16 protein-coding genes are annotated in these 25,824 nt (G+C 64.6%); 6 read left to right on the top strand and 10 right to left on the bottom strand.

What is annotated here, in order from left to right; all coding sequences use genetic code 11:
- Positions 1-41: 41 nt before the first annotated feature.
- The gene (locus OEW28_RS09600; protein ID WP_263734545.1) at positions 42-659 is read left to right on the top strand and encodes a hypothetical protein; all 618 of its coding nucleotides are present in this window, start codon (positions 42-44) and stop codon (positions 657-659) included.
- Between the two features lie 18 nt (positions 660-677).
- Here OEW28_RS09600 and OEW28_RS09595 read toward each other — a convergent pair whose 3' ends face one another.
- The gene (locus OEW28_RS09595; RefSeq protein ID WP_263734544.1) at positions 678-4,019 is read right to left on the bottom strand and encodes a polysaccharide deacetylase family protein; all 3,342 of its coding nucleotides are present in this window, start codon (positions 4,017-4,019) and stop codon (positions 678-680) included.
- 295 nt (positions 4,020-4,314) lie between these two features.
- On the opposite strand from OEW28_RS09595, the gene OEW28_RS09590 reads away from it, so the two are divergent.
- A complete protein-coding gene (locus OEW28_RS09590) occupies positions 4,315-6,735 on the top strand; it encodes a DUF3131 domain-containing protein (protein ID WP_263734543.1) in 2,421 nt (806 codons plus the stop codon).
- Positions 6,736-6,932: 197 nt separating this feature from the next.
- Positions 6,933-8,864, top strand: coding sequence for an AAA family ATPase (locus OEW28_RS09585; RefSeq protein WP_263734542.1), 1,932 nt, complete (start codon positions 6,933-6,935; stop codon positions 8,862-8,864).
- 43 nt (positions 8,865-8,907) lie between these two features.
- Here the strand turns inward: OEW28_RS09585 and OEW28_RS09580 are convergent, their stop codons facing one another.
- The 9 genes from OEW28_RS09580 to OEW28_RS09540 all read right to left on the bottom strand — a co-directional run bounded on the left by OEW28_RS09580 (position 8,908) and on the right by OEW28_RS09540 (position 22,214).
- Positions 8,908-9,123: a hypothetical protein gene (locus OEW28_RS09580; RefSeq protein WP_263734541.1), complete on the bottom strand. Its 216-nt coding sequence runs from the start codon at positions 9,121-9,123 to the stop codon at positions 8,908-8,910.
- A 90-nt stretch (positions 9,124-9,213) separates the two neighbouring features.
- The gene (locus OEW28_RS09575) at positions 9,214-11,580 is read right to left on the bottom strand and encodes a TRAP transporter permease (protein WP_263734540.1); all 2,367 of its coding nucleotides are present in this window, start codon (positions 11,578-11,580) and stop codon (positions 9,214-9,216) included.
- 82 nt (positions 11,581-11,662) lie between these two features.
- The gene (locus OEW28_RS09570; protein ID WP_263734539.1) at positions 11,663-12,661 is read right to left on the bottom strand and encodes a TAXI family TRAP transporter solute-binding subunit; all 999 of its coding nucleotides are present in this window, start codon (positions 12,659-12,661) and stop codon (positions 11,663-11,665) included.
- A 461-nt stretch (positions 12,662-13,122) separates the two neighbouring features.
- Positions 13,123-14,544: a C69 family dipeptidase gene (locus OEW28_RS09565; RefSeq protein ID WP_263734538.1), complete on the bottom strand. Its 1,422-nt coding sequence runs from the start codon at positions 14,542-14,544 to the stop codon at positions 13,123-13,125.
- A 16-nt stretch (positions 14,545-14,560) separates the two neighbouring features.
- Positions 14,561-16,600 carry a dipeptide ABC transporter ATP-binding protein gene (locus OEW28_RS09560; protein ID WP_263734537.1) on the bottom strand — a complete coding sequence of 680 codons (2,040 nt, stop codon included), beginning with the start codon at positions 16,598-16,600 and terminating at the stop codon, positions 14,561-14,563.
- Positions 16,600-17,460: an ABC transporter permease gene (locus OEW28_RS09555; protein ID WP_263734536.1), complete on the bottom strand. Its 861-nt coding sequence runs from the start codon at positions 17,458-17,460 to the stop codon at positions 16,600-16,602. The genes OEW28_RS09560 and OEW28_RS09555 overlap by 1 nt, the downstream gene beginning before the upstream one ends.
- A 64-nt stretch (positions 17,461-17,524) precedes the next feature.
- Entirely contained in the window at positions 17,525-18,469 is a 945-nt protein-coding gene (locus OEW28_RS09550) for an ABC transporter permease (RefSeq protein WP_263734535.1), read from the bottom strand.
- A 58-nt stretch (positions 18,470-18,527) separates the two neighbouring features.
- The gene (locus OEW28_RS09545) at positions 18,528-20,078 is read right to left on the bottom strand and encodes an ABC transporter substrate-binding protein (protein ID WP_263734534.1); all 1,551 of its coding nucleotides are present in this window, start codon (positions 20,076-20,078) and stop codon (positions 18,528-18,530) included.
- A gap of 114 nt (positions 20,079-20,192) precedes the next feature.
- A complete protein-coding gene (locus tag OEW28_RS09540; protein ID WP_263734533.1) occupies positions 20,193-22,214 on the bottom strand; it encodes a CocE/NonD family hydrolase in 2,022 nt (673 codons plus the stop codon).
- Positions 22,215-22,331: 117 nt separating this feature from the next.
- Between OEW28_RS09540 and OEW28_RS09535 the strand changes: the two genes are divergently transcribed.
- The 3 genes from OEW28_RS09535 to OEW28_RS09525 all read left to right on the top strand — a co-directional run bounded on the left by OEW28_RS09535 (position 22,332) and on the right by OEW28_RS09525 (position 25,820).
- Complete coding sequence (locus OEW28_RS09535; RefSeq protein WP_263734532.1) at positions 22,332-23,141, top strand: helix-turn-helix domain-containing protein; 810 nt, start codon at positions 22,332-22,334, stop codon at positions 23,139-23,141.
- Positions 23,142-23,371: 230 nt separating this feature from the next.
- On the top strand, positions 23,372-25,156 hold the full coding sequence (locus OEW28_RS09530; protein WP_263734531.1) for an OmpA family protein: 1,785 nt from the start codon (positions 23,372-23,374) through the stop codon (positions 25,154-25,156).
- A 265-nt stretch (positions 25,157-25,421) separates the two neighbouring features.
- A complete protein-coding gene (locus OEW28_RS09525) occupies positions 25,422-25,820 on the top strand; it encodes a hypothetical protein (RefSeq protein WP_263734530.1) in 399 nt (132 codons plus the stop codon).
- Positions 25,821-25,824 lie beyond the last annotated feature (4 nt).

Raw genomic sequence — 25,824 nt, 5'->3', positions numbered from 1 at the left:
CCAGCTGGCATGGTCGGAGCACACGAGCGGGAGAAAGGCAGATGCGAGCAAGCGGAACGGCGATCCTTGCCTTGGGGGCGGTCGTGATGATGTCGGGATGCGTCCAGGATACGGCCGCGCAGGCACAGCGGGCGCAGTTGAGGCTGCCCGAGCAACCGGCCCAGACGCCGGGGGTCAGGCAGGTTTCGGCCGCGGCACCGCGCAACTTTCCCATATACCTGACGGGCTACACCTATTGGGACAACACCCCGCCGGGATCGGCGGCCATCGCCCGTCCTGTCGTGCACCGGCGCGCGGGTGGAAGCGGGACCTGGGCCGATCCGGTCACGATCGCGGTCGGTCACCGGATCGACAACGGACGGCAATCGCTGGACTATCCTGCCGGCACGCGCTTCTACCTGCCCCGCCTGCGCAAATACGCGATCGTCGAGGACGTCTGCGGCGATGGCGCCAAGCCGCAGGACGGCCCCTGCCACACCGGTCACCGCGGACATCCGTGGCTTGATATCTGGATCGGCGGGCGCGGCCAGTCGCAAGAGGCCTCAGACCTGTGCGCGCGCCGGATCACGGCGGTCCAGCAGGCGATCATCAATCCGCCACGGGATCTTCCGGTCGAGGTCGGCGAGATCGCGGCCGAAGGATGCCGCGTCTTCGGCTGACGGCAGCCGAGGGGCCGGTCACTTCGAAGGGCCTGGCAGGGCCGTTCCGCGCCTGACCAGCTTGCCCCAGGCGGCGACGTGACCGACCAGCACCCGTCCCACGGCGCGCCAGACCGTCAGGTATAGCAAGGGCCTGTAGAAAAGCCGCTGAAGCGGAAACAGAAGCAGCAATCCCTTGTTTTCGCGGCGCTCTAACATCAATGCCGTCGCAATGAAAACCAGGTCCGTCGCGGGCAGGGCCAGCCATGCGATCATGAGCGGCAGGTGCCATTCCGGCATGGATGCCAGCCCCGTTTCGAGCAGTTGCAACCCCGCATCGGCCAAGGCCCATAGAAACACCAGGTCGGCAACAGGCGCCAGCAGGCCCAGGACGACCCCCGTCAGGAACAGGTCGGGAATCGAAAACAGGCCCGCGCCTGGCGCCGTGCCAGCTGCCCGGCGGTGCTTCCAGGCCGTCTGCATCATGCCAAAGGTCCAGCGCAGGCGCTGACGCAGAAACGCGCGGACGGTTTCCGGGACCTCGGTGCGTGAGCAGGCATGTTCCTCGAAAACGACGCGGTAGCCTGCCCGCAGGACGGCGACGGTCAGGTCTGCATCTTCGGTGATGGTGTCGCCGGAATAGAGCCCCGCCTTGACGGCGGCCGAGACGCGCCAGGCGCCGATCGAGCCAGGCACGACCAGGATCGCATTCAGCCGCTCGGCCGCGCGCCGGTCGATGTTCTGCGCTGTAACGTATTCAAGGGACTGGAGCCGGGTCAGAAGGCCGCCTTGGTTCCCGACCTTCACATTGCCCGCGACGGCGCCGACCTCGGGATCGGCGAAGTGGCGGGCGAGCAACCCGATCGCATCGGGCAACAGAAGCGTGTCGGCGTCGATGGCGACCACGATTTCGGTCTGCACGTGCGCGTAGGCCGCGTTGATCGCGTTCCACTTGCCCCCGTTTTCCTGCCGGATCAGGGTGACGCGCGGATCCTTTTCGAACGCCCGCGTCACACGGGACGCCGTGTCGTCGGTCGAGCCATCGTCGACGACGATGACGCGCAGGTCCGGGTGGTCGGACGAAAGCACAGCCTCGATCCCTTCGACGATGACATTCTCTTCGTTCAGGGCGGGGATCACGACGGTGACAGGGGGTGTTTGCCTCGGTTCAGCCGGTTGGTGACGCCGCCGTAGCAGAGCAAGGGTCAGCACCAGTGCGGATCGCATGACCCCAAAGAGGATCGCGATCCAGAACACCCAGTAGAGCACCGAGCCGATGCTGGCCAGAACCGTGAAGGCGACGTCGTCCACGAATCCGTAGCGCACGCCCACCGTAGGCATCACCTGGTCGCGGCTGAGGCCGATCAGGGATGCGAGCGGGACGAACGTAAACCCCTCAGCCCGCAAACGTTCGACGATGAGCCCGACCGAGGCCGCGGTCGCGGCCCTGTCGCCGCCCGCATCATGCAGGACGATGACCTGGCTGCCCCCGGCGCGCGCGCCTTCGCTGACCTGCTGAGCGATCCGCTCGGCGCTCAGACCCTCCCAGTCACGGGGCACGATGTCGGCGCCGGTCAGGAGGTAGCCAAGGTCCTCTACCACCTTCATCGGGATGGCCTCGGACGACGTCAGCGGACCCTCGCTGCGACCGTATGGCATGCGGAAAAGGTAGGTTGTCCGGCCTGTCAGGCTGGCAAGCAGGCGCTGGAAGGAATTCAACTCAAGCCGTAGTCGTTCTTGCCCAAGGTCGCCATTCTCCGGGTGAAGGAAGGTGTGGGATCCGACCTCGTGCCCCTCGGCGACCATGCGTCTGACGATGTCAGGTTCCTTCAGCATTCCGCTTCCGACAAGAAAGAAGGTCGCGGGAACGCCGGTCTGCTTCAGCGTGTCCAGGATGGCGGTCGTGTATTCGGGGTCCGGGCCGTCGTCGAATGTCAGGGCGACCACCTTGTCATCCCGCTTGCCGTAGCGCTGAACCAGAAACGGCTGCGGCGTGCGGTCATACCGGACGCCATTCACAAGGCCCGTCCTGGCATCCTTGAACAGACGCCGCTGACCCTCGACCGCGGCCTGGATGATCGTGCGGAAGGGGCCTTCGCCTTCATATGCCACGAAGTCGTCCAGGCGAACGGTCTGGATATCGGAGGCGGTGACGGGCGTCGTGCCGCCCAGAAGCAAGGGCCACACGCCGGGATCCTCAAGCCCGGTCGACCACAGGACGATGTCCGCCGTGTCATGCCCCTGAAGGGCAAGCAACTGGTTTCGGATCGAAATGGCGTCCAGCAACCAAATTTCGCGCCTGCGACCGTCGGTGCCATCGAAGACGATATGGGTGTTGAGATCCGGCGCAGAGAATTCGATTGCGGCACCGTTGCGCGCTGCCAGCCCCATTGCATCGGCATAGGAAAGCGGCACGGGTTCCGCGCGGCCGTCGACCCAAAGCCGCCCGAAGGAGCCGAGCGCAAGTCGCAGCTTTTCAGGGCCGATGGTGTCCTCGGCTTCGGCCAGCAGCGACTGGAACCAGGCCTGCGGCGCAAGCGCCCCGGCCGGGTCCGCTCCATTCGGGTCCCGGAAGGTCTGAAGCACGACGCTGTCCACATTGTCGATGATCGACCGATCGCGCCAAAGCGGGCCATCGCTTTCTGCGACAAGGCAGGTTCGCAGGTCGCGCGGCAGCGCCGAGCGCAGATCCTTGAGCAGCGCGACCAGCCCCGTGCGATGAATGTCGCTGTAACCTTCCGGATAAAGGCAGAGACCCGAATATGGACCCGACGACAGCATGTCGATGAGCGCGTTCAGTATGTCGTGGCGCACGGCGGGCTTTTCCAGTGCCTGCGCCCCAAGAGAAAACGCCGAAGGCAGTTCCACCCGTGCGACAAGTTCAAAGCTTGTCGTTGGTGCGGTTCGCGCCAGGGCGCGCAGTGCGTCGTCGGTTCGGGACTCGCTCAACCACTCCACCGCCTGCGACCTGACGTCGATCGTCACCCATTCGGCCAGCACATGAGAGAAAAGGCCGCATTTCGGCGCAAGGGACGCGATCGACGAATCCGGTTGCACGCGAAGATAGGCCGATGCCGACCTTCCGTGCGGGTCGACCAGCCAATCCGTCTTCGCGAAGGGTTCGCCCTCGCAGACGGGCAGGGGGGCGGCAGCGGCCTTACGGGGATCGCCGGACTGTTCGGCCATCAAGGTGTTTTCCGGCAGGACCCGGACATAGTAAAGGTTCAGCGCAAAGGCGGCCGCCCAGGCAACGGCGATCATCACCGCCAGCGCCGCCATTCCCTTCACGAGCCGCGCGCGAAGGGACCTGTTGTCCTGAAAAACCGGGTTGCGGTGTCGCGACCTCAGGCGCGCGCGCACGCGGTTACTGCTCGGCGCCATGCTTTTCTCCCTTGGTCGCCCGGCAGGACGCCTTGCACGATAATCGGCGCGTTCATCTGTGCTATATCAAAGTGCGCCGCCGCAAAAGTTATACAAATGACGCAGGTTCACATGTCGCGGGACGGCGGACGGGGGAGACGACGCAGGAATGGAATGCCGCGGGCCGATTGGGATTTATCGACGAACCTTGCTGAAGTGGGTCGTGCCAAGTGTTGTCGGTCCATTCCTTGACGCGCGCCTTTGGGCCTCAGGCGGTCCCGAGCCCTTGTTCGTGCTTGTCGACGGACTGGCTGAGATGGCCACGCCAGACGGCCTTGAGGCGGTGTTGGAGCCATTGCTGGTGGCAAGCGTTCCGATCGCGCTCGTGCTTTCGCCAGAAGCGCTTGGAAGCGCCGGATCGCGCGGTGCAGCGGCGCTTGTTCGCCATCTGGTGACCGGGTTCCCCCAGCTTGTCGAGCCCGTTCTGGCCTTGCCCGGTCTTTCCGGCATGTCACCGTATTTTCAGCGCCGCACCGCCAGCGAAGCCCTGGCCGGGCTGAACGCCCTGCTTTCGGATGGGGCGGCTGACACGGAGGCAGGTGTCACGCCGCTCGCGCCGCTGACCGTCGCGACCGCGGCAAGCGGCCAGGTCAATTTCGATCCCCTTCGCGCGCTTGGCATAAGACAGGTCATCGACACGGCAGCGAACGGCATGGTCACATCGACCGGCTGCGCCAGCCGGACTATCTGCATGTTGGGCGGCGCGCGTCTTGACCTGGTATCGGAAGCGGACGCGGATCGTTGGATCGCGCGGACGCTTGCGAAGCCAGGCTGGGCTATGATCGTCCTCGATCTGACGGGCAGCCAAGGGTTGGAGCCGGATGTTCTGCGGCGGCGCGCTGAATTGATCGTCGCGGCGATCGAGGGCGATGTTCAGGCCGGCCACCGTTTCGTGTCGTTGCCGCGTGCGCAGATCGGGTGGTTCGGCTCAAGCCAGCCGCGCAGGATCGCGCTGCGTCTTGCCCGGCCCGATGCTGGGGATGAGGTCGCGGCCAAGGCGTTCGCCGAAATGAGAAACGCCTTGCTGAGCAAAGGAGTGCCACACTCCATCGCGGGCAAGCCGTGGGATGGCGCATCATCCGACGACTGCCTAGCGCTTGAACTGACCGACACGGCGGACGCCCGCAAATGGGTCGCTGACAGGCCGGAGGCCGACCCTGTCTGTGCGGTTGAGCGCGCGGGCGGGAACGCCCCGCCCGCGCTGGCCGCCGGCGTCGACCTCGTTCTTGGCGGTCGCGCCTGGCCCAGCTTCGACGGCACCGGCCCCTTCCGCATCGGAGAGACGCGCCTGCTGGAACGGCCCGGCGACGAAGATATCGCACGCCTTCGCGATGCGGTGATCGTGCTCGATGACGACGCCTATGTGCAGGCAGAGGCGCGGGAAAGATCGCTGGCCGCGGTGGAGAGTCTCTGCTGCGAAAGCGATACGGTCCTTTCGGACGTGCCCGACCTTGCCGCAGCAATCATCGCTCCCGATCCCTTGTTCGAGGTTCTGCGCGATACCTACCGACAGCCGCCGGAGCCACCTTCGGGCCCCGATGGCTTGTCGGGCGAAGAGCTTCTGGCCGATGCGCGTCAAGCCTGGCAGTTCTTCGAAAGGTATTCCAGGGTCGAAAGCGGTCTATGTGTCGCGACCGCGCACGAAGCCGAGGGGGCGACCTACCTGCATCAGGAACTGACGATGTGGGACTTGGCCAGCCTGCTGGCGGCGATCATGTCGGCGCATGAACTTGCCCTGATCACCGACGCAGAGTTCGCCTCCAGGGCCGGGCGGATCGTCGCGGCCATCCCGTCGGCGCAGGTCGGCGAATGGCGATTGCCCGCGGCTGTCATTTCTGCGGGGTCCGCCTCGATCCTGTCGAACGACTTCAATGCCTGCGACACCGGCCGATTGCTCAGTGTGTTGCGCGAGCTGGACATGCATCCACTGACGCAAGGCATCGCGGCTGAGGTCGTCGGGCGGTGGCATCTGGACGCGGTGATCTCCGATGGCCGGGTCCACTCGGTTGTCGGCGGGCGCATGGTCGACCAGTCCCAAACGCATTGCAGCCACTACACCGCGCGCGCGTTCCGCCACTGGGGTCTGCCGCTCCGGTCCCCTTACATGGTCGCAGAAGACGGAACCGTCATGGATCGGCAGATGCGGCTGATGCAGCGCGTCGCCGAGATCGGCCCCTTTGGCGCCGAGCCGCTTTTGCTCGAAGCGGTCGAGATGCCGGTTTCGGAACCATCTTCGTTCCTTGCCGATGTCTTGCTGGACCAGCAGCGCAGGACCTTCGAGCGGACGGGAGAGCTTTTGTGCGTGTCCGAGTCGCCGCTCGATCGGGCGCCTTGGTTCATGTATCAGGGCCTGAGCCTTGCGACGCCCGGGCAGCCTTGGGTCGTCAGCACCGTCGACAACGCGCGCGAGTGGCAGGCAGAGTCCTTCCGGCGCGAGGTTCTGCTGGTGAACACCAAGGCGTCGTACCTTTGGGCGGCCGTCAGGCCTGGTGCCTTTTCGAACAAACTGGCCCGACACGTGCGAGAGCGCGCACGCTTCGATGGGGGAGGTTTCTGCCCGGGGGTGTTTTCAGCCTCGGGCGAGCCGATGAAGGGATATGTCGATGTCAACACCAACGGGATCATGCTGCAGGCGATCGCCTACATTCTTCGCGGCCGCAAACCGCGTTTCGACTAGCGCGGGATCGGCCGTGAAAGGCGACGGGTGGGCACTTCGCGCAACGATGCCGCGGCCGGAATTCGTGTCCACGCCCAAGAGTTGTCCGAAGCCGGTCACGTTGCGGCCCGCGTTTGATGCTTCCAGTTTCACACGGCTTTCCCATTGCCGCCCCTTGCCGGACGGCTTCCAACCCACAAGACAGGACGTGCCACGCGATGCCCCGCCCGTATGATCTTCCCTCCTGGTACGACGAGGTAAGTTCCGCCCTCTCGTACTCTGACCATCTGGTGTTGTCGGGCAACCTTGGTGATGTCTACCCCGGCCCCGATGACACGCGAGAAGAGTTTCTGGAGTTGCACGCCATCTTGTGGGCGCAACTCAAGGCGACCGGCTTCGGCGCGCTGTTGCGCTACGATCCGGCGGATGGGCTTGGCGTCCTAGCGGCTGCCGAACACATCGACGCCGAAGCGTTGCGCAGGGTCGGCCTGCCTATGGGCAAGGGCGCGTCGACACTGGCCGATGTCGGAGCGATGCACGCGGCGGTCGCCGACTTTGGCGCATTTCCCGTCGCGCTGCTTCTGGATCATGCGTCGCACCTTGCGACCAGCGCGCGTGACGACGGCGACAGTTTCTTTGTCACCATCGACGCGACGTCGCGCGAACGGCGGCGGGCGAAAACCGGCACACGGTTGAACCCGACCATCTGGCTGGTCGATCATCCGGCGGACCTGCCCGACTGGTTCGTCCTGCAGAATCCGTCGCTGCGCGAGATACAGCTTGAGCTTCCGAACCTGGAAGACCGCTTTCGCTATGCACGGCATCTGGCGGGAACCCTGGGCTGGCTGAATGACGTGTCTGTTCTGGATCAGGACAGGCTTCTGCAGCAGTTCGCGCTGGAATGCGACGGCAAGCCGCTTCTGGCGATGGAGGCGATCGCGAAGATCGCGCGCGACGAAGGGCTTGGCCTTGCGCATATCTCCGACGCGATCCGGGTCTTCCGGACCGGATCGCGCCGCAACCCCTGGACCTCTCCGGTCCTGCGCAAGCGGATGCAGAATGCGGGCGATATCCTGGGCGCGCGGATCAAGGGACAGTCACACGCGGTCGAGAAGACCCTGGACATCCTTGCGCGCTCGATCCTGGGGCTCTCCGGCGCGCAGTCCGGAGCGATGCACACCCGTCCAAGGGGGGCGCTGTTTCTTGTCGGGCCCACGGGCGTCGGCAAGACCGAGCTGGCCAAGGCGGTGACCGAGCTTCTGTTTGGGGATGAGACTCTGTGCCACCGCTTCGACATGTCCGAGTTCATGGCGGAAAACTCCGTCGCGCGGCTGCTTGGCGCGCCGCCGGGGCACCTTGGGCACGAAAATGGCGGCGAGCTTGTGAATGCCGCAAACCGCCGCCCCTTCAGCGTCTTCCTGTTCGATGAGGTGGAAAAGGCGCATCCTCGGGTGCTGGACGTCTTTCTTCAGATCCTGGACGAAGGACGTCTGACCGATGCGCGGGGAATGACGGCCTATTTTTCCGAGGCGCTGATCATCTTCACCTCGAACATCGGCGTGGCCAGCGGATCGCGGGCCAGTAACATGGGCATGAACGTCCTTCCCTCGGACAGCTATACCGAACTGTCCCACAAGATCGGCCGCGCGGTCGAGGATCACTTCCGCACGGAACTGAAGCGGCCTGAACTTCTGAACCGCATCGGCCAGAACATCGTCGTGTTCGATTTCCTGAAGGGGCCGGGAATGGCGCAGATATTCGAGGCCCTGCTGCAGAAGGTCGTCAGACGGATCGAGATGATGCATCGGATCACCGTCAGCCTGACCCCCGAAGCCACGAGTTCGCTAAGGCTGCTCTGCACGCAGGATTTCTTTGAAGGCGGGCGCGGCATCGCGAACCGGATCGAGACGCATTTCATAAATCCTCTGGCACGCAAGATGTTCCTGGATGGCGCGATGGGCGACATCTGCATCACCGATGTCCGGGAGGTCGACGGGAAAACGGTTCTGGAGATCGAAGACGACGCCTTGGGCGACAAGGCGCCGGCGAAGGTCGAACCGCGCCGCCTTGTTCAGGCTGATCCGCCGCGTTATCCGCAGCGGGTCGTTCCCGGAAACGATCGCTGGCGCGCCCGCTTCGAAAGGGGTTAGTTTGCAGGCGCATGGCGGGTGCCGGCGCCGCGCCCATGGGCCTCTACGCCTTTCCCCCTGCGCTGCGATAGGCGTCGGCGATGATCTGCGCCCCTTCGTGCTGCATCATCGCGCTCGCCAGCGCGACGGTGATTTCGGTGTGGGTGTGTTCGGCGGCCGGACCGAACTGGTTCATCACGATGATCTTGGCCGCGTGAACATAGGCCTCGGCCCGCGCTTGCGACAGCGCCAACATGGCCTCGAGTTGTGAAGCGGACATGTTCCTTGTCTCCTTGTCAGTTCGGGACAATCTGACACATATCGGGGAAAAGCCCACGGCTATTCACGCCGGCCCGCCCGAAAAGTCCTGTCATGATCGCGACCGGCGATACTGCGACATGCACACCAGGGCGAGCAGGGCGAAGCCAAGAAGGTAGACAACCTCCTTTGGCGGCAGATCGGGCTGTTCGACGTCAATGGCAGTCACGACATCCGCAAAGTCCATCCCGGCAGTCGCGGCGGGCCCAGTAAAGGCAAGCGCGTGCACGATCCACCGCCCGCTTTCGTCCTGGGCGAGCGTTACCCCGAACGGACCCTGCTGCTGCCGCGCTCCGGCTTCGGGGGCGGGCAGGGCGAACAGCTTCAGCCGGTCGCCGTAGGCGGTCTCCCGGGTGACGTGAAAACGCACGATCTGCCCCGGCGCGGCCGTGAACGTGCCGCTGGCAAAGGTCGCCGTCGGCACCATGGCGAAGGGCGGATAGACCTGGTCCATGAAAAGGCTTGGCCGGAACAGCGCGAATATCACGAGCACCAGCGCGACGCTTTCCCACAGCCGGTTGCGCACAAGCATCCAGTTCTGGGTCAGCGAGGCGAAGGCGAGGATGGCCAGCAGCGACGCGACAAAGACCACAAGCGCGTGCCAGACGCTGTCGACCCCGATCAACAGCAGCGTCGGGTTGAAGATGAACACGACCGGCAGGATCGCGGTGCGGATGTCATAAAGAAACGACTGGACCCCGGTTCTGAGCGGCGAGGCGCCCGAGATCGCCGAGGCCGCGAAGGCCGCAAGGCAGACGGGGGGCGTGGAATCCGCCAGAAGCCCGAAGAACAGAACGTAAAGATGCACCGCGATCAGCGGAAGCACGAGCCCCGCGGCGCTGCCAAGTTCGACCAGAACACCCGCCATCAGCGAGGCCACGACAAGATAGTTGGCGGTGGTTGGCAAGCCCATGCCAAGCACGATGCACAGCAGGGCCGTCAAGCCCAGCAGGACATAGACATTGCCGCCGGCGATGGTTTCCATCACCCCTATCAGCGCGTTGGAAAGCCCCGTCGAGGACACCGAGCCCACGATTATCCCCGCGGCGCCCACCGCGATCGCGATGCCGACCATGTTGCGCGCGCCTTCGATCATGCCCCAGACGCAGTCGGCCGCGCCGCGGGTCATGGCCTCGCCGATGCGCGATCCGCCGTCCCGCAGTTCCATGACCACAGGACGCACCAGTATGATCGCGAACAACGCGAGGATCGCGTAGAAGACCGAGCTGGACGGGCTCCAGCGTTTCACGATCAGCAGGTACACCAGGATCGCAAGCGGTATCAGGTAGTGAAGCCCCTTGCGGAACGTCGCGCCCAAGGGGGGGATCTCGGATCTGGGCAAACCACGCAGGCCAAGTTTCAGCGCCTCGAGATGCGAGATGTAGATCAGAGCCATGTAGCTGATGACGGCCGGAATGAATGCCGCCTTGATGACCTCGAAGTAGGATATGCCGACGAACTCGGCGATGATGAAGGCCGCCGCCCCCATGATCGGCGGCATCAGTTGCCCGTTGGTCGAGGCGGCCACCTCGATCGCGCCAGCCTTGACCGCGGGCAATCCGGTCTTGCGCATGACCGGGATGGTGAAGGTTCCCGTGGTCACGACGTTCGCGATCGAGGAGCCGGAGATCATGCCGGTCATGCCCGAGGCAAGGATGGCGGCCTTCGCAGGCCCGCCGCGCATCCGACCGACCATCGCGAAAGCCAGGTCCAGGAAGTATTGCCCCGCGCCCGCCCGTTCCAGAAGCGCGCCGAAGAACACGAAGAGGAACACGAAACTGACCGAAACGCTCAGCGGTATGCCGAATACCGCCTCTCCGCCCAGCCACTGATAGCCGATCAGCCGTTCCAGCGAGACGCCCTTGTGCGAGATCACCAGGGGCATCTGCTGCCCGAAGACTGAATACAGCAGGAACAGCGCGCAAACGATGACAAGGGGCAAACCGATGACGCGGCGGGTCGCTTCCAGCAGCACGAGAATGCCGACGCCGCCGATGATGGCCTCGACCGGGATCGCCGCCCCGGCCAAGTGCCACTCGAACAGCACCCCCTGCCTTCGGACTATCCCGTCATAGCCAAAGAAGATGTAAAGCGTGGCCGCCGCTGCCAGAAGCGCCAGAGCGACGTCATGCCACGCGATCGGCCGATCGCGCAGCGCCGGTCGCGCCGGGAAGATGAGGAAGGCAAGCGTTAGCCCGAAGGCCAGGTGCAGCGCGCGCGCCGGCACGTCGGTGATGATCCCGAAGCCGAACATGTAGGGCAACGGCGAGGCGATCCAGAGCTGGAACAGGGACCAGAGAACGGCCAAGCCGATGATGACGCGGCTCCATCCCGCGGTCGGGACGCGCGCGCCCTCCAGCCGTGCCGAGACATCGGCACCTGCGGTTCGGGGCCGGTCGGGAACCTTGTCGTTGCTCATGTCTCGCCCATTCGCAGGCACCCGAACGCGCCCCTGTCACGTCGACAAGGGCAATAGCCTATGCACAGGACTGCGCCGCGGCTTACCAACCCATCTCGTCGTAGTAGCGCTGCGCGCCCGGATGGATGGGCGCCGACAACGCGTCGGTTGTCATCTTGGCTGGATCAAGATTGGCGAAGGCAGGATGCAGCGATCGGAAATCGTCCAGATTTTCGAACACGGCGCGCGTCACCTCATAGACGACGTCGTCGGGCACGCTGGCGCTGGTGACGAAGGTCGCCATCACGCCAAAGGTCGTCACGTCCTTGTCGGTCGTGAAGTAGGTGCCGGCCGGGATCGTGTTGAAGGCGTAGTAGTCGTGCTGCGCCACCAGTTCCTGCGCCACCGGGTCTTCGCCCATGTCGACGATGTAGGCGTCGCAACCGTCGGTCGCGACCGCAACGCCGGCATTGGGAACGCCGACGGTGTAGCCGAATGCGTCGATGTTGCCGTCGCAAAGGGCGCTGGCCTGCTCGGTCGAAGTCAACTCGGTCGCGACCGCGAAGTCATCCAGCGTCCAGCCATGGCCCTCGATCAGTTCCTCGGTCGTACCGCGCTGACCCGAACCCGGGTTGCCGATATTGAAGCGCTTACCCTTCAGGTCATTCCAGGACATGATGCCGGAATCCTTGGCGGCGAGGATCTGGTACGGCTCGGGGTGGACGCTGAAGACCGCTCTCAGGTCCGGGCAGGCGTTGACCCTGTCGGGTGCCGAGCCGTTGTAGGCATGGTATTGCCAGTCGGACTGGGCCACGCCGAAATCAAGCTCTCCGGCGCAGATCTGTCCGATGTTGTAGGTCGATCCGGCCGTGGACGGGGCCGAGCATCTGAGCCCATGTTGCCGTCCCTCCGTGCGGCCCTCGGCCGCTTCCTTGTGGACCATCCGGCAGACCGAGTTGCCGACAACGAAGTAGACGCCTGTCGGTCCGCCCGTGCCGACCGTGATGAAGCGCGTTTCCTGCGCGGCGACGGGGGCTGCCGCGGTGGAAAGCGCCACCGCGATGACGCCCAAGGTCTGGGCGCGTGTTTGGGTGCAATTCATCGCATCCTCCCTGTTTGCCGGGGATGCCCGGCCTTGTGGGGATGTCCCTTCGATCCACCGGCGTCCATGCGCGGTGCGCTTCTGTTGGCGCTGACCTGTCGCGCCGCCCGGTTGCGACGCCTGATGCGCGTTGGTGCGCGAATGCGAAGGCCGACTGATGCTTCGGCGTCGTGCCGGCCATCGGTTGCTCACACCATACGAAGCGGCCAGATCCCCTGCCGCTTCGTCCGTTCATCACACGGATGAACCACCAAGGCTAACCATAACAAAAAACGCCACTTTTTGCAACGAAGGGGCCGCGTGACGCTGCCGGGACGATATCGCAGCGCCTGCGGGGTCCGATCCGATGCCCTGAGACGGATCGCCGGGCCGCCGTGCTGACGACCATGACGCAATTCCTTTCGCGTTGCGCAACGACACTCCGCTTTCCAGGGCGAACGGCGGGATGTCCGGCGGGGACGCTACCAGAGTTGCGCCGGCGCAAGTGGCTTGTCGGTCCGGTTCAACTGCCCCTTCCGGCGAAGTCCCGCATGACTTGCCGCAACCAGGGCTGCGCAGTCGTCAAGCGCGCCCGACAGCCAGCGATGGCTTTCCGCGGTCAGAAGGCGCGCGGCAAGCCTGTCTTCGCCCGCCTCTAGAAGGATCTGGGCGCTGCGCAGGACGTCTGTCAGTTCCGCATCCAGCGACGCCTCAAGACGGCGCCAGTGCGATGACACCTCGTTCAGCAGGGCCGGGTCGTGGAAGGACAGGTGCATGAGCCGCTTGAACTGGTAAACCGCGCTGTCGGCGACCTCGATCCCCTGGGCCACGTGCGAAACGGTGTCGGGGTTCTTCGTCTCTTTCCGCCGGTCGAGAAAGCGGTGCGCCTCGCCATGCGTAAGGTAGCGGTGCTGGGCGTATTCGTCCGGCACCTCGGTCATGCCAAGGAAGACCGGAACCAGCGGGGCTGTGACCGGGCCGATGGGTGCGTGCCACATGACGCGCAGCGCATCATGCGCGGGATGGACCAGCGGAACCGCCTGGCCATAGCCCGCCGTATCGCCCGTCAGCCTGTCGTTCGATATGGCCCAGAAGACGTCCTCGCGGCTGATCTTCCGTTGCGCGGCGCGGGCGCGCATGTCGTCTTCGATCCAGGCCACGCCCTCCCAGCGACCCTTGCCGTCGCCATAGACGGCGTTGACGTCGAAGGGGCCGCGGGACTGGTCGTACCACCCAAGCTCGATCGCGGTGTCGATGAAGTGGGGCGGATAGCGGAACCTGTCATCGGCGGCGTCAGGGATGACGCCGATGTAGCCGGGACGTGAGGCGCGGATGTCGTCCGGCCCCAGACGTTCCGCCGCCCATAGCTTGCGGCCGCCGGCGAACTGGATCACCACCCAAGCTTCGTCGGGGTCCGCGATCAGGTGGGAATTGCCGCCGTAGGTCGAATACCCATGCTCTGCGATCAACGCGCCGATGATTTCGACCCCTTCGCGTGCGGTGCGGGCGCGCTCAAGCACGATCCGCGCAAGATCCGAATAGTTCGGGCCGGTCTGGTCGGCCGGCGTCATCCGGATAAGATCGGGACGCGAGGGCGACCATATGTCACGAACCGCGACGCCGAATTCGTTCAGGCCGCCATTGGTGATCGGGGCGGGGACGCCCAGGAAGTAGCTGTAGCTGACGCGCAGGTGTCGGGCGGTATCCCGCACCTGGGGAATGGATGTCCTGCGTCCGGGCATGTCCGCATCGGGGCCAACACCCACCTCGATTACCGCGTCCTCCGCGTGGGTGGCGCGCGGCACGACCTCAAGCCAGTGACTCGACGGTTCGTCGCCATAGCCGGCAAGCCAGGCGACTCCGTCCTGGGTGTGATTGCGCCCGATATAGATGGCGTAGCTCATCGTCGCTCCGTTCGTGTCAGTTGTGGGTCAGCGGAAACAGGCAGGCGTGCTGGCGCCCGGCCGGCGCGTCGAAGTGGGGTGGTTTTTCGACACGGCACCGGTCCTGCACATAGGGGCAGCGCGTCGCGAAATCGCAGCCGGGCGGACGCCTGAGAAGGCTTGGAACCTCGCCCGAGATGGACACGTGCTTGCGCCGGCGATCCGGGTCGGGCTTGGGCACGCCCTCGACAAGCGCCTGGGTGTAGGGATGCAGAGGGTTTGCGAAGATGGCGCCGGTAGGGCCCTGTTCGACGATGCGGCCAAGGTACATGATGGCAAGCCGGTCGGCGATGTGGCGGATGACCGGCAGGTTGTGGGTGATGATCAGGTAGCTCAAACCGTGTTCGGCCTGCAGTTCGGCCATCAGGTTCAGGATTTCCCCCTGGACCGACACATCCAGCCCGGCCGTCGGCTCATCGGCGATGATCAGTTTGGGATTGAGCGCGAGCGCGCGCGCGACGCCCACGCGGCGCGCCTGGCCGCCCGAAAGCTCGTGCGGATACCGGGTCAGGAAGGGTTTGGGCAGGCGCACCATGTCGGCCAGCCGCTCTGCCTCGACGTCAAGGTCGCGCCCGGTGATGCCATGGATCAGAAGCGGCTCGGTGATCAGCGCGCGCACCGATTTGCGCGGGCTGAGCGATCCGACCGGATCCTGGAACATCATCGCCATGTCGCGTCTGAGCGGCTTGAACCGGCTCTCGGGCATGTTGCGGATGTCCTGTCCCTCGAAGGTGGCGGTGCCGGCTTCGGACCTGAGAAGGTTGAGAATGGTTCGGCCAAGCGTCGTCTTGCCGGATCCGCTTTCGCCGACAAGGCCGACGGTCTCGCCCGGGCGAACCGACAGGCTGACATCCAGCACCGCGTCGACGAACGGATCATCGATGCCGCGCAGCCGGGCGCGGATCGGCCCCATCGTGCGAAACCGCACGTTGAGATCGCGCACGTCAAGCAGCGGAGTGCCCGCCGGGTCAGGGCGGGGCGGCAGATCCTCGGTGCCGCGGCCGACGGTCAGGACGCTGGCTGGGGGCGGCCATGTCGGGTCCGCGTGCGGCCCTTCCAGCAGATGGCACCGCGCAAACTGCCCGGGCGCGGTCGCAGCGGTTGGCGGGTCGACGTCATGGCAGGTGGGCATGGCGCGCTGGCATCTGGGCGAATAGATGCAACCCTTGCGCGGGCGCGTCAGATCCGGGATGTCGCCCGGGATGACCGGCAGGCGCCTGGTGACCTTTTCCACGCGCGCGGGATCGCATTCCAGCAATGCGCGCGTGTAGGGGTGACGCGCGTGGTGGAAGATGTCGTGTACTTCACCCGCCTCGATGACTTCGCCGGCGTACATGACCACGACGTCGTCGCACAGTTCGGCGATCAGGCCCAGGTTGTGCGACACCACCACGATCGTCGCGCCGAACTCGCTCTGAAGTCCCTGCAGAAGATGGATGATCTGCGCTTCCATCGTGACGTCGAGCGCCGTGGTCGGCTCGTCCGCCAGAAGCAGTTTCGGGCCGGTGAGCAGCGCCATCGCGATGCCAGCACGCTGACGCATGCCCCCCGAAAACTGGTGGGGATACTGATCGACCCGCGCTTCCGGATCGGGAATGCCGACGCGGCGCATCATGTCGATCGCAGCTTCGCGCTTCTGGGCGCGGCTGAGGTTCGGGCGCCGATAGAGGATGTCGAACATCTGGCGCGCATAGGTCAGGACCGGGATCTGCGACGTCATCGGATCCTGGAAGACCACCGAAATCTCCTCGCCCCGCGCCGCGCGGCGCGAGGATTCGCTCAGCGTCAGCATGTTGCGGTCTTCGAACAGGATCTCGCCGCCAGTGACCTCGGCATTCCCGGCAAGCAGCCCCATGATCGACCACAGGATCGTGCTCTTGCCCGAGCCGCTTTCGCCGACGATGCCGATGATGCGGCCCTTGCGGACCGGAAAGCTGATGTCGCGCAGCGCCTTGACGCGGCCCCGCGTGGTGCGGAAATCAAGCGACAGGTTGCGGATGTCCAGCAGCGTGTCCATCACCGCCCCCTTCCCATGCGTGGATCGAACACGTCGCGCAGCGCCTCTCCCAGAAAGGTGAACCCAAGCGTGGTCAGGATCAGCGGAATGCCCCCCGCGATCACCATCCAGGGCGTGTCGCGGATGACCAGGTAGCCTTCGTTCAGGATCGTTCCCCAGCTTGCGGTGGGTGGAAGCACGCCAAGGCCAAGAAAGCTGAGGCCGGCTTCCACCGTGACGATCACCGGCACGTCCATCGCCCCGAGGATCAGAAGCGGGCCCATCACGTTAGGCGTGACGTGGTGCCAGAGGATCCGGCCAAGGCCAGCGCCCAATGAGCGTTCGGCCATGATGAAGTCCGTGTTGCGCAGTGAAAGCGCCGCGGTGCGGGCGATGCGGGCATAGCTCGGGATCGAGGTGACGATGACGATCGCAAGCACGACGGCAAGGCTGGGTCCGGTCAGCGCGACGGTGGCAAGCGCAAGGATGACGGTGGGAAACGCGCGCACGGTGTCGAATACAAGCAGCAGCAGGTTGTCCAGCCACCGCGGGCCGAAGCCCGCGATCATTCCCAGCAAAAGCCCCACGACAAGCGAGACCGACACCCCGATCGCCGCGATCTTGAGCGCCACCCTGCCGCCGTAGAGGATGCGGGAAAACGTATCTCGGCCAAGCTGGTCCGTGCCCGCAAGGTGGATCGCGCTCGGTTTCGAGAGCCGCGCGGGAATGTCGATCGCATTCGGATCGTAGGGCGCGATCCAGGGCGCGAAGATCGCGCTGGCAAAGAACAGCAGGACAAGGATAAGGCCGAACACCCCCTGCCAGTTCGTCAGGAAAAGCTTCAGCTTCTCACGGCGCTCTCGCGCGGCGGATTCGCGCATGTCGCCGGCCTCCAGGTGATCTGGCAGGCGGGATGCGTCTACGGCCGGAAGGCCGGTTTCGGAGTCAGAGCGAGTCACGGACACGGGGATCCAGCATTGCTATGAGGATGTCGGAAATCAGGACGACAAGGATGTACAGCGCGGTCGCCACAAGGACGGCGCCCTGCACCACGGGGAAGTTCCGGGCCATCACCGAGTCGAAGATCAGCTTGCCGATCCCCGGGCGGGCGAAGATGATCTCGGCAAAGACCGTGGCCGAGATCAGCCCGCCGAAGCCCATGCCGATCAGCGTGATCGTGGGCAGGATGGCAACCCGCAGCGCGTAGCCGAAAATCACCTTGTTGGGCTTCAGCCCGAAGGCGCGCGCGGACCGGATGTAGGGTTCGCCCATCACCTCAAGCATCGAGGCGCGCACCATGCGGGCAAGATATCCGACCCAACCCAGGCCGACGGCGAAGGCGGGCATGATCAGGTGCAAGAACTGGTCGCCCAGATCACCCGGCTCGCCCGCGCCGATTGCGGGCAGCCATCGCAAGCCGACCGCGAAGATCAGAAGGGCCCAGATCGACACCAGGAAGGACGGCACCGCGATGGTCGCCACGGATATCACGCCGGTGATCCAGTCGAGCCAAGTATTGGGCTTCACCGCCGCAAGGCAGCCCAGCGGAATGCCAAGCACGGCGGCCCAACCCATTCCCGCGAAAACCAGCGACATGGAAAAGCCAAGACGTTCCAGGATCATCGTTGTCACGGGACGTTCGGAAAAGACATCGACGCCCAGGTCGCCCGTCACCGCGTTGCCGACGTAGATCACGAGCTGCTTCCACACCGGCTGGTCCAAATGCATCTTCGCGGCGTAGCGCGCGATCGCTTCGGGTGTCGCGCGAGGACCAAGCGCGATGGTCGCCGGATCGCCCGGGATCATGTGCAGAAGCGAAAAAAGCACCACGACAACGGCAAGGACGACCGCCATCGACAGTCCTAATCGTTTGAAAAGATAGGCTGTCATTTGGCGGGCACTCCGTCAGTGTGCCCGCGCGCATTTCGCGCGCGGGGTCTTGTTGCGATCATGCCAGATTGAAGCGCCGGTAGTTCAATTCGCCCGAGGGCGCCGCGTTGATCGTGATGTCGGCGCGATGGGCATAGGCTTCGGGCTCGTGGTTGATCCACACGTAGGCGCCCGTGTCCTCCATGATCTGCTGCATGCGCAGATAGATGTCGGCACGTTTCGCACCGTCGGTTTCCGCGATGCCTTCCTTGTAGAGCCTGTCGAACTCTTCGTCGGTCCAGCGTTCCCAGTTCCAGATGCCAACCTGGTCCGAGACGAACCACTGCGTCGCCTCGTAGGGATCGGGCACGGTGCCGTAGCGCATGAGCCAAAGCTCAAGCTCCTTCCAGGTGTCGCCCTTTTCCTCGATCCCCATTTCCCAGAACGGACCGCTGTCGACGGGCAGCACGGTGACGGTGATGCCGATCGCGGCAAGGTTCGCCTGGATGATCTGCGCGGCCAGCATCCGTTCCTGGTTGTTGAGCGTGCGCAGCGTCAGTTCCAGCCCGGAGGCACCCGCCTCGTCCAGCAGCGCCTTGGCCTTGGCCGGATCGTAGCTGTAGGAGCTTTCGGTGCGGTGGCCCAGCAGGCCCGGACAGATGATGCCATGGGACTTCGCGGTCGTGTTCGAATACGCGCCGGCCAGAATCGAGTCGACATCGACGGCATGCTGGATCGCCTGGCGAACCTTGATATCCTTCAGCTTCTCATGCTCGGTGTTCATGCCGAGCCACATGTACTGAAGCTGCCCTGCCGTGGTGATGGCGGTATTGTCCGGCATCGCCCCCTGGTAGCGTGCCATGGTGTCGGCGCCCAGTTCCGTGCAGTCCAGTTCCCCCGCCTCGTAGGCGAGTTCCGATGCCTTCACCTCGGTGATGACATTGCCTTCGATCCGGTCGAAATCGGGCAGGGGGCCGGTCCATTCCGGGTTGCGTTCGAACACGACGCGCTGGCCCGGTGTCGCCGAATAGGTGTAGGGGCCGCAGATCGCGGGGAAGTCCGTGGTGAACCGCCCGCCGGCATCCTCCACCGCCTTTTCACAGACGATCGCGCCCGGACCGTGGCAAAGCGTGACCATGATGAAGGGCGCGAATGCCTGGTTCAGGACAATCGTGCCGGTCAGGTCGCCCGTCACCTCGACCGTCTCAAGCGCGTCGAAGTAGCCCGACCAGTCGCTGGTCTTCATGCGGTTGTAGGAATAGGCCACGTCCGATGCCTTGAGCGTGCCGTAGCCGTTCGACCAGGCCAGACCGTCGACCAGTTCGAAATCGATATGCGTCGGATCGCGCTGTTCCAGCTTCGTCACGTACTGGCTGGGACGCCAGGTGAACGTGTCGCCTTCGCGAACGTATTCCGCCAAGAACGGCAGGCATTGCAGCTGTGCTTCGACCTCGGTGCCGCCGACCATGTAGCCGGGATCCAGCACGTTGTTGTCGCCATCAAGGCGGATGCGCAGAACCTTTCCTTCCTGCGCGCGCAGCATGGAAGGCACCCCCCCGACAAGTCCGACCGCGCCAAGGGCGCCGGTCGTGGCCAGGAAGTGGCGGCGTGTTGTGGTCAGTCTCTTCATCTGATCCTCCCTGCGGATCTTGGTTTTGATAGAATCATTAAGACACAGCTTGACCGTTCAATCCAGTTCGCAAGCTTTCGCGATACTGCGCTTCAAAAGCGTCACATCGCGAAGTCAGACCAGCTGGCGCGGGATTTTTTCGTCCCACTCCCGCTTGGCCACGACGGTGTCGCCCTCCCAAACGATCATTTTCGCGCGGATCATGAAGGCGTCGCGATCGACCGTCAGTTCGGTCCAGGTCTCGGACCGGGTATGCCAGTCGCCTCGGGACAGGCCGATGACGCATTCCGATGTCCCGCGGGCGCTGTCGGGATCCTCGGCGCTGACGGAGTGGCGCTCATATCCTTGTTCCTCCATCGTTATGTCGTTGCCCAGGATGCGCACCTTGCCCGCCCCGCTTGCGATGGTCATGGTGTGCGCGCCAGTAGCCGCGTCTTCTTCGATCCGGACGTGGTTTTCGCCCTCTGCGATCACCTCGCGCGCCAGCGGCGGCGCAGTTACGGCGGGCTCGTAGGGGTCCAGGGTGTCGTCCAGCGGAGAGGGCGCGCGCAGTGGAAGCTCCAGATGACTGCCCTCGGGGTGAACCGTCACCGTCACCTTTTCCGGCGCAGGCCAGATCATCGGGAAATAGCTGGTCGAAATGGCCAGCCTCAGCCGGTGCCCCTCGGGGATCTGCTGGGCCACATGCTTCATTGGGATGACGACGTCGTAGACCTTTCCCGGCTCCAGCGGCTCGGGGAATTCGTCGCTGTCGCGATGCGTCAGGTTGAGGACGCCGAAGCTGACCCTGGTCGAGCGTCCTTCGGGATCGACATCGCAGGTCCGCGCGGCCAGCTGCGCCACCGGCCGGTCGACCGACACCCGCAGGTGAACGTTGGCGTCGCCTGCGAATTCCATCGGCGCCTGAAGTGGCGCGGTGTCGAAGCACAGGCTTCCGGCATCGTCGCGGCGCTGGTCGACCGGTGCGTCGCCGGGGTTGGAGTAGCCGCACCATTTGCCCGAGCCCATCCCCACCCAAAGGGGCGAGCTGTGCGCAAGGGGGCCTGCTTTCATTGACTTTTCACGCCCCAGGGATCCGTCCGCGCCCAGATGGAAGGGCGTTCGATGGATGTTGGGCGAGGGCCAGGACGGCTCTGCCACCCATCGGCCGGGCCGTTCGGCGTACCAGCCGGCGGGTGGCACGCTGTCCTGGATGTAAAGCCGCAGCGGCGGTTCGTCCATGATGCCGGTGTCGCGGCCCTTGAGCCAATGGTCCCACCAGCGCAATTCTTCCTTGAGGAAGTGCATCGCGGGATCGGGCTGGCCGATGTGCGGATACCGATGCGCCCAGGGGCCAACGAGACCCTTCTTCGGGCCCTGCAGGTGCTCCATCAGCCGGAACACGGCGCGGCAATAGCCGTCGGCCCAGCCCGACACGGCGTAGACAGGGATCTTGATCCTGGACCAGTCCTCGCAGACCGAGCCCTGCTTCCAGAAGTCGTCGCGCGTCTGGTGTTCGAACCAGTTCTTCACCCAGAGGCCGCTGCCTTCCAGCCGCTCGTGCCACATGTCGCGCCAGCGGTCACCCACATTGGCCGGGTCGGGGGCAAGCGTGTTGCGGGCGAACATGACCGCCGCCCAGGTCATCTGTTCGCTCAGAACGCAGCCGCCCATGTAATGCACGTCGTCTGCATAGCGGTCGTCGGTCGAGCAGAGGGTTATGATCGTCTTGAGCGAAGGCGGTTGAAGTGCGGCAACCTGCAATCCGTTGAAACCGCCCCAGGAAATCCCGATCATGCCGACGTTGCCATCGCACCATGGCTGGCGCGCGATCCATTCGATCGCATCGTAGCCGTCCTGCTGTTCCTGCGGCAGGTATTCGTCGGCCATCACTCCTTCGCTGTCGCCCGCGCCGCGCAGGTCCAGCCGCACCACGGCATAGCCATGCCCGGCAAGATAGGGCTGCATCGTCGCGTCCCGTGCGGCAGTAAAGTCGTTCTTGCGATAGGGCAGGTATTCCAGGATCGCCGGCACGGGGTTCCTTGCCGCATCCTTCGGTCGCCATATCCTCGCGCCAAGACGACACCCGTCGGGCATCGGGATCTCGGTGTGGAGGATCTCTTCGATCGCGTGGGGATAGTCTGATTGCACAGTCATCTGTTCCTCGCTGTCGGATGGTGTTCTTTCACAGCATCGTCGCGCAAATGTCGCTTCAAAGCCATTTCGCGTTGTTTCGCGACTTGACACTTTCAGAGCGTCAGGGTGCGATAGGCCATGTCCGAGTTTGCCGTGAATCTTTCCAGCCTGTGCGCGCGCCATCGCTCGATCGCCGAAGTGTGCCGGCGCATCGGCATCAATCGCCAGCAGTTCAACAAGTATCTTGCCGGACAGGCACACCCGTCGCGCCACAACATGCGGAGGCTTTGCGGCTTCTTCGGCGTAAGCGAATCCGAGATCCTGCTGCCCGCGTCCCGGTTCGATGCGCTGATCGCGCTGCGCGACCAACCGCTTGACGCCACCGCGCTGGAGGGGCCGCTGCGCCACCTGGACAGGCTCTATGCGCGCAGCAATCCGATGGACAAGTACGCAGGCTTCTACTTCCGCTACTTCTTTTCCTTCGGCAACAAGGGGCAGATCATACGATCCCTCGCTGCCATCACGATCGAGCACGGACATGCCTATTGGAAGAACATCGAACTTCTGAGGGATCCGGTCTCGGGCCGGCGTGGCGGCGTGAACAAATACGAAGGCACGGCCTTTCAGCTGTCGGACCGCATCTACGTGATGGAATACGAAACGCTGCAGATGCATTCGATCACGCAGATGACGCTATATCCCAGCTACCAGCAGCGACTGGATGTGCTGATGGGCATCCAGACCGGTGGTCCGACACGCCGCGGGCGCAAGCCCGGCGCGTCGCGCGTCGCGCTGGAGTTTCTGGGCCGCGACGTGAACGTGCGTCGCGCGCTGCGTCAGACCGGCCTTTTCAGTCCCGGCGACCCGTCGCTTCGCCAAGAGATCGTGCATGCCATCCGCAACAGCATCGCCGAGGGTGATTACGTGCTGGAAGTCGACGCGCCCTGAGTAACGCGCGCCGCATGGTTGAGCGGGCGTTTGCCATACCTGATGGCCCCGCTGGGCGGCTGCTTTGCCGTCGTGGCAGGAAAGTTGTATGAAAATGAGATGTTTATTCCACGGCCAAGGGAACAATGCCGGCCGGCATGACATTTCCAGAGGCACCACATTGGCTACTTGGGAGATCCGAAATGCGCAAGTCCTTGAAGAACAGCGTCGCCTTATCACTCATCTTGTGTATGTCGATGCCGGTTTCCGGCTGGTCACAGGCCGCCGACCCGGATTGCGATCCGTCGGTCGATCCGGGCTGTCCGGCGCCCGAACAAACTCCGGATCCCGCGGCAGAAACGCCTGAGCAGGCAGAGGCGGGCGAAGAAAGCCCCGAGGAGGCTCCGGCTGAGCAGGCCGAGCAGGCCGAGCAGGAAGCTCCGGCCGAGCAGGCCGAGCAGGAAGCTCCGGCCGAGCAGGCCGAAAGCGATGAGGCAGGAGAAGCCGCACCCGAGGCCACCGCCGAAGAGAGCGAGCCGATGACGGAGCCTGAGTCGGCCGAGGCGGAAGGCGCTGCTGAGGGCGCCGCGCCCGAGGCTGAGGAAATGCCCGCCGAGTCTCAGGCGGCAACGCCAGAGGCCGCGTCCGAGGGTGAAGCTGAAGCCGAAGCCGAAGCTGCGGCGGACTCCGAAGCCGGTGCGGATACCGAAACCGCTGAGGAACCGGCCGTCGCAACACAAGAGCCGCAGCCTGACGCGGCGACGGAAGAGCCGGACGCTGCCGTGGCGACCGAGGAACAGCAGGAGCCCGCCACGGACGAGACAATGGCGGAGGAGGCCGATACGGAAGGTGCCGCGCCAGTGGAAGCCGCCGGTGAAACCGGCGAAATGCTGGATATAGAGGAGCCCGAAACAGTCCTGTCCGAGGACGCCGGCCTTACCGAAGAGGCCGCCGCCGCCGAAGCCGCCGCCGCGGAAGAGATGAACGGCGACGAGTCGGCTGTGGCAGCGGCGGCAGCGGCTGACGATGCGGATGCTGGCGCCGAAGCCGCGGCCGAGGCAGAGACCGAGGTTACGACGGTGACGGAAGAAACCGCCCGTTCGAGCCAAGAGGAGTTCGCTGCGGCCGATGATGACGACGGTGGCCTGTCGACACTGGAAAAGGTGCTGATCGCCGGTGTCGGGGCCGCCGTCGTGGGCGCGCTGATCAACAATAACCGGGTCGTCCAGAACACCGGCGACCGGGTTGTTCTGCAGCGAGATGACGGTTCCCTTTACGTCCTGAGGGACGACGACGCGTTGCTTCGCCGGCCGGGTTACGAAGTCGTGACGCGGACCTATGGGGACGGCTCGACCGTTTCCGAATACACGAAGTCTGATGGTTCGGTCGTGCGCACGGTTCGGGACCCCAAGGGCTATGTCCTTCGCCGGACGCGCATTCTGCCTTCCGGTCAGGAAATCGTACTGTTCGACGACACGCGCAATTTCCAGCCGGTCGAGGTGCAGAATCTGCCGCTTCGCCGGTCCTCCAGCCTCGATTACCGGGATGCCGACGTGTCGCTGGAAGAGGCGTTGTCGGCGGGCATGGTCGCAGACGTCGGGCGGACCTTCTCGCTCAGCCAGATCAGGAACATTCGGGCGGTGCGCGAACTCGTGCCTGTGGTCGACCTCGATGCGATCACCTTCGATACGAACTCTGCCGCGATCCGGCCCTCGGAGGCACGCAAGCTTGACCGTCTGGGCAGCGCGATGAAGTCGATCATCGACCGGCGCCCGTGGGAGGTCTTCCTGATCGAAGGCCATACGGATGCCGTGGGCAGCGCCGTGTCCAACCTTACGCTTTCGGACCGCAGGGCAGAGTCGCTTGCCCTTGCGCTGAACGAATACTACGACATCCCGTCCGAAAATCTGGTGGTGCAGGGGTATGGCGAACAGTATCTGAAAGTGCCGGTCAGTACCGATGAACGCGCCAACCGCCGCGTCACTGTCCGCCGGATCACGCCTTTGCTTGGCATGGACGCCACCGCGGCGAACTGACCCTCATCATCGGCGCAGGCCAGAGATCTCGCCTGCGCCGATGGCAGGATCGCTTGACTGAATTTGAGCGGTCACCTTACAGTCAAAAGATCAGCTTTTTGCAGGAGTTTCATCCCGGTGCCCGCGGCGGACCGGGGCTTGGGGGGAGGCGTTGGGACTGACCGCGCAGCAAAGACGATTTGCAGAAGCCTACCTGGTGGGACCCAACGCGCCGTCGGCTTCGCGGGGCAGGGACAACCCGGCGGAGGGCGGCCATCCTGCTCTGATGAAAGCTGCCTCCGAAAGCCGCAAGATCTGGGTCGAGGCCAAGGACAGCGTGGATGCGGGCATCGAACGGCTCGTGGCGCGCCTGGCCAAGGAGTCCGACCCGGAGCTGGGCGAAATCGCCGGCGCCATTCGCGACCTTGCGTCCGCAGGCTTGCCGGGCATCTCAGACGGCGCGCAGACCGAGTTGCTGTCGGGCATCATGGAACTGGAAGGCGGCGCGCCTGCGGCTGCCTCGCTGGCGAAGTCCCTAGCCGCTCTGCAAAGATACCGCGCCGCGCTAAGCGGCAATCCATTCATCGAGATATGCGAAGAAAACCCGTTCGGGGTAAACGTTCCGATCACCGCGACCATGACGGGGGCGCTGGACGAAATGGAAAAGCGCCTGTCGGCGGCCTGATACA

This window comes from Albidovulum marisflavi, from assembly GCF_025751435.1.
Taxonomy (GTDB): domain Bacteria; phylum Pseudomonadota; class Alphaproteobacteria; order Rhodobacterales; family Rhodobacteraceae; genus Albidovulum; species Albidovulum marisflavi.
This window is presented reverse-complemented; position numbering and strand designations above follow the sequence as displayed.

Coding starts and splice junctions, on each gene's coding strand:
- OEW28_RS09600 (WP_263734545.1), top strand. CDS start 42: ATGCGAGCAAGCGGAACGGCGATCCTTGCCTTGGGGGCGGTCGTGATG.
- OEW28_RS09595 (WP_263734544.1), bottom strand. CDS start 4,019: ATGGCGCCGAGCAGTAACCGCGTGCGCGCGCGCCTGAGGTCGCGACAC.
- OEW28_RS09590 (WP_263734543.1), top strand. CDS start 4,315: ATGGCCACGCCAGACGGCCTTGAGGCGGTGTTGGAGCCATTGCTGGTG.
- OEW28_RS09585 (WP_263734542.1), top strand. CDS start 6,933: ATGCCCCGCCCGTATGATCTTCCCTCCTGGTACGACGAGGTAAGTTCC.
- OEW28_RS09580 (WP_263734541.1), bottom strand. CDS start 9,123: ATGTCCGCTTCACAACTCGAGGCCATGTTGGCGCTGTCGCAAGCGCGG.
- OEW28_RS09575 (WP_263734540.1), bottom strand. CDS start 11,580: ATGAGCAACGACAAGGTTCCCGACCGGCCCCGAACCGCAGGTGCCGAT.
- OEW28_RS09570 (WP_263734539.1), bottom strand. CDS start 12,661: ATGAATTGCACCCAAACACGCGCCCAGACCTTGGGCGTCATCGCGGTG.
- OEW28_RS09565 (WP_263734538.1), bottom strand. CDS start 14,544: ATGAGCTACGCCATCTATATCGGGCGCAATCACACCCAGGACGGAGTC.
- OEW28_RS09560 (WP_263734537.1), bottom strand. CDS start 16,600: ATGGACACGCTGCTGGACATCCGCAACCTGTCGCTTGATTTCCGCACC.
- OEW28_RS09555 (WP_263734536.1), bottom strand. CDS start 17,460: ATGCGCGAATCCGCCGCGCGAGAGCGCCGTGAGAAGCTGAAGCTTTTC.
- OEW28_RS09550 (WP_263734535.1), bottom strand. CDS start 18,469: ATGACAGCCTATCTTTTCAAACGATTAGGACTGTCGATGGCGGTCGTC.
- OEW28_RS09545 (WP_263734534.1), bottom strand. CDS start 20,078: ATGAAGAGACTGACCACAACACGCCGCCACTTCCTGGCCACGACCGGC.
- OEW28_RS09540 (WP_263734533.1), bottom strand. CDS start 22,214: ATGACTGTGCAATCAGACTATCCCCACGCGATCGAAGAGATCCTCCAC.
- OEW28_RS09535 (WP_263734532.1), top strand. CDS start 22,332: ATGTCCGAGTTTGCCGTGAATCTTTCCAGCCTGTGCGCGCGCCATCGC.
- OEW28_RS09530 (WP_263734531.1), top strand. CDS start 23,372: ATGTCGATGCCGGTTTCCGGCTGGTCACAGGCCGCCGACCCGGATTGC.
- OEW28_RS09525 (WP_263734530.1), top strand. CDS start 25,422: ATGAAAGCTGCCTCCGAAAGCCGCAAGATCTGGGTCGAGGCCAAGGAC.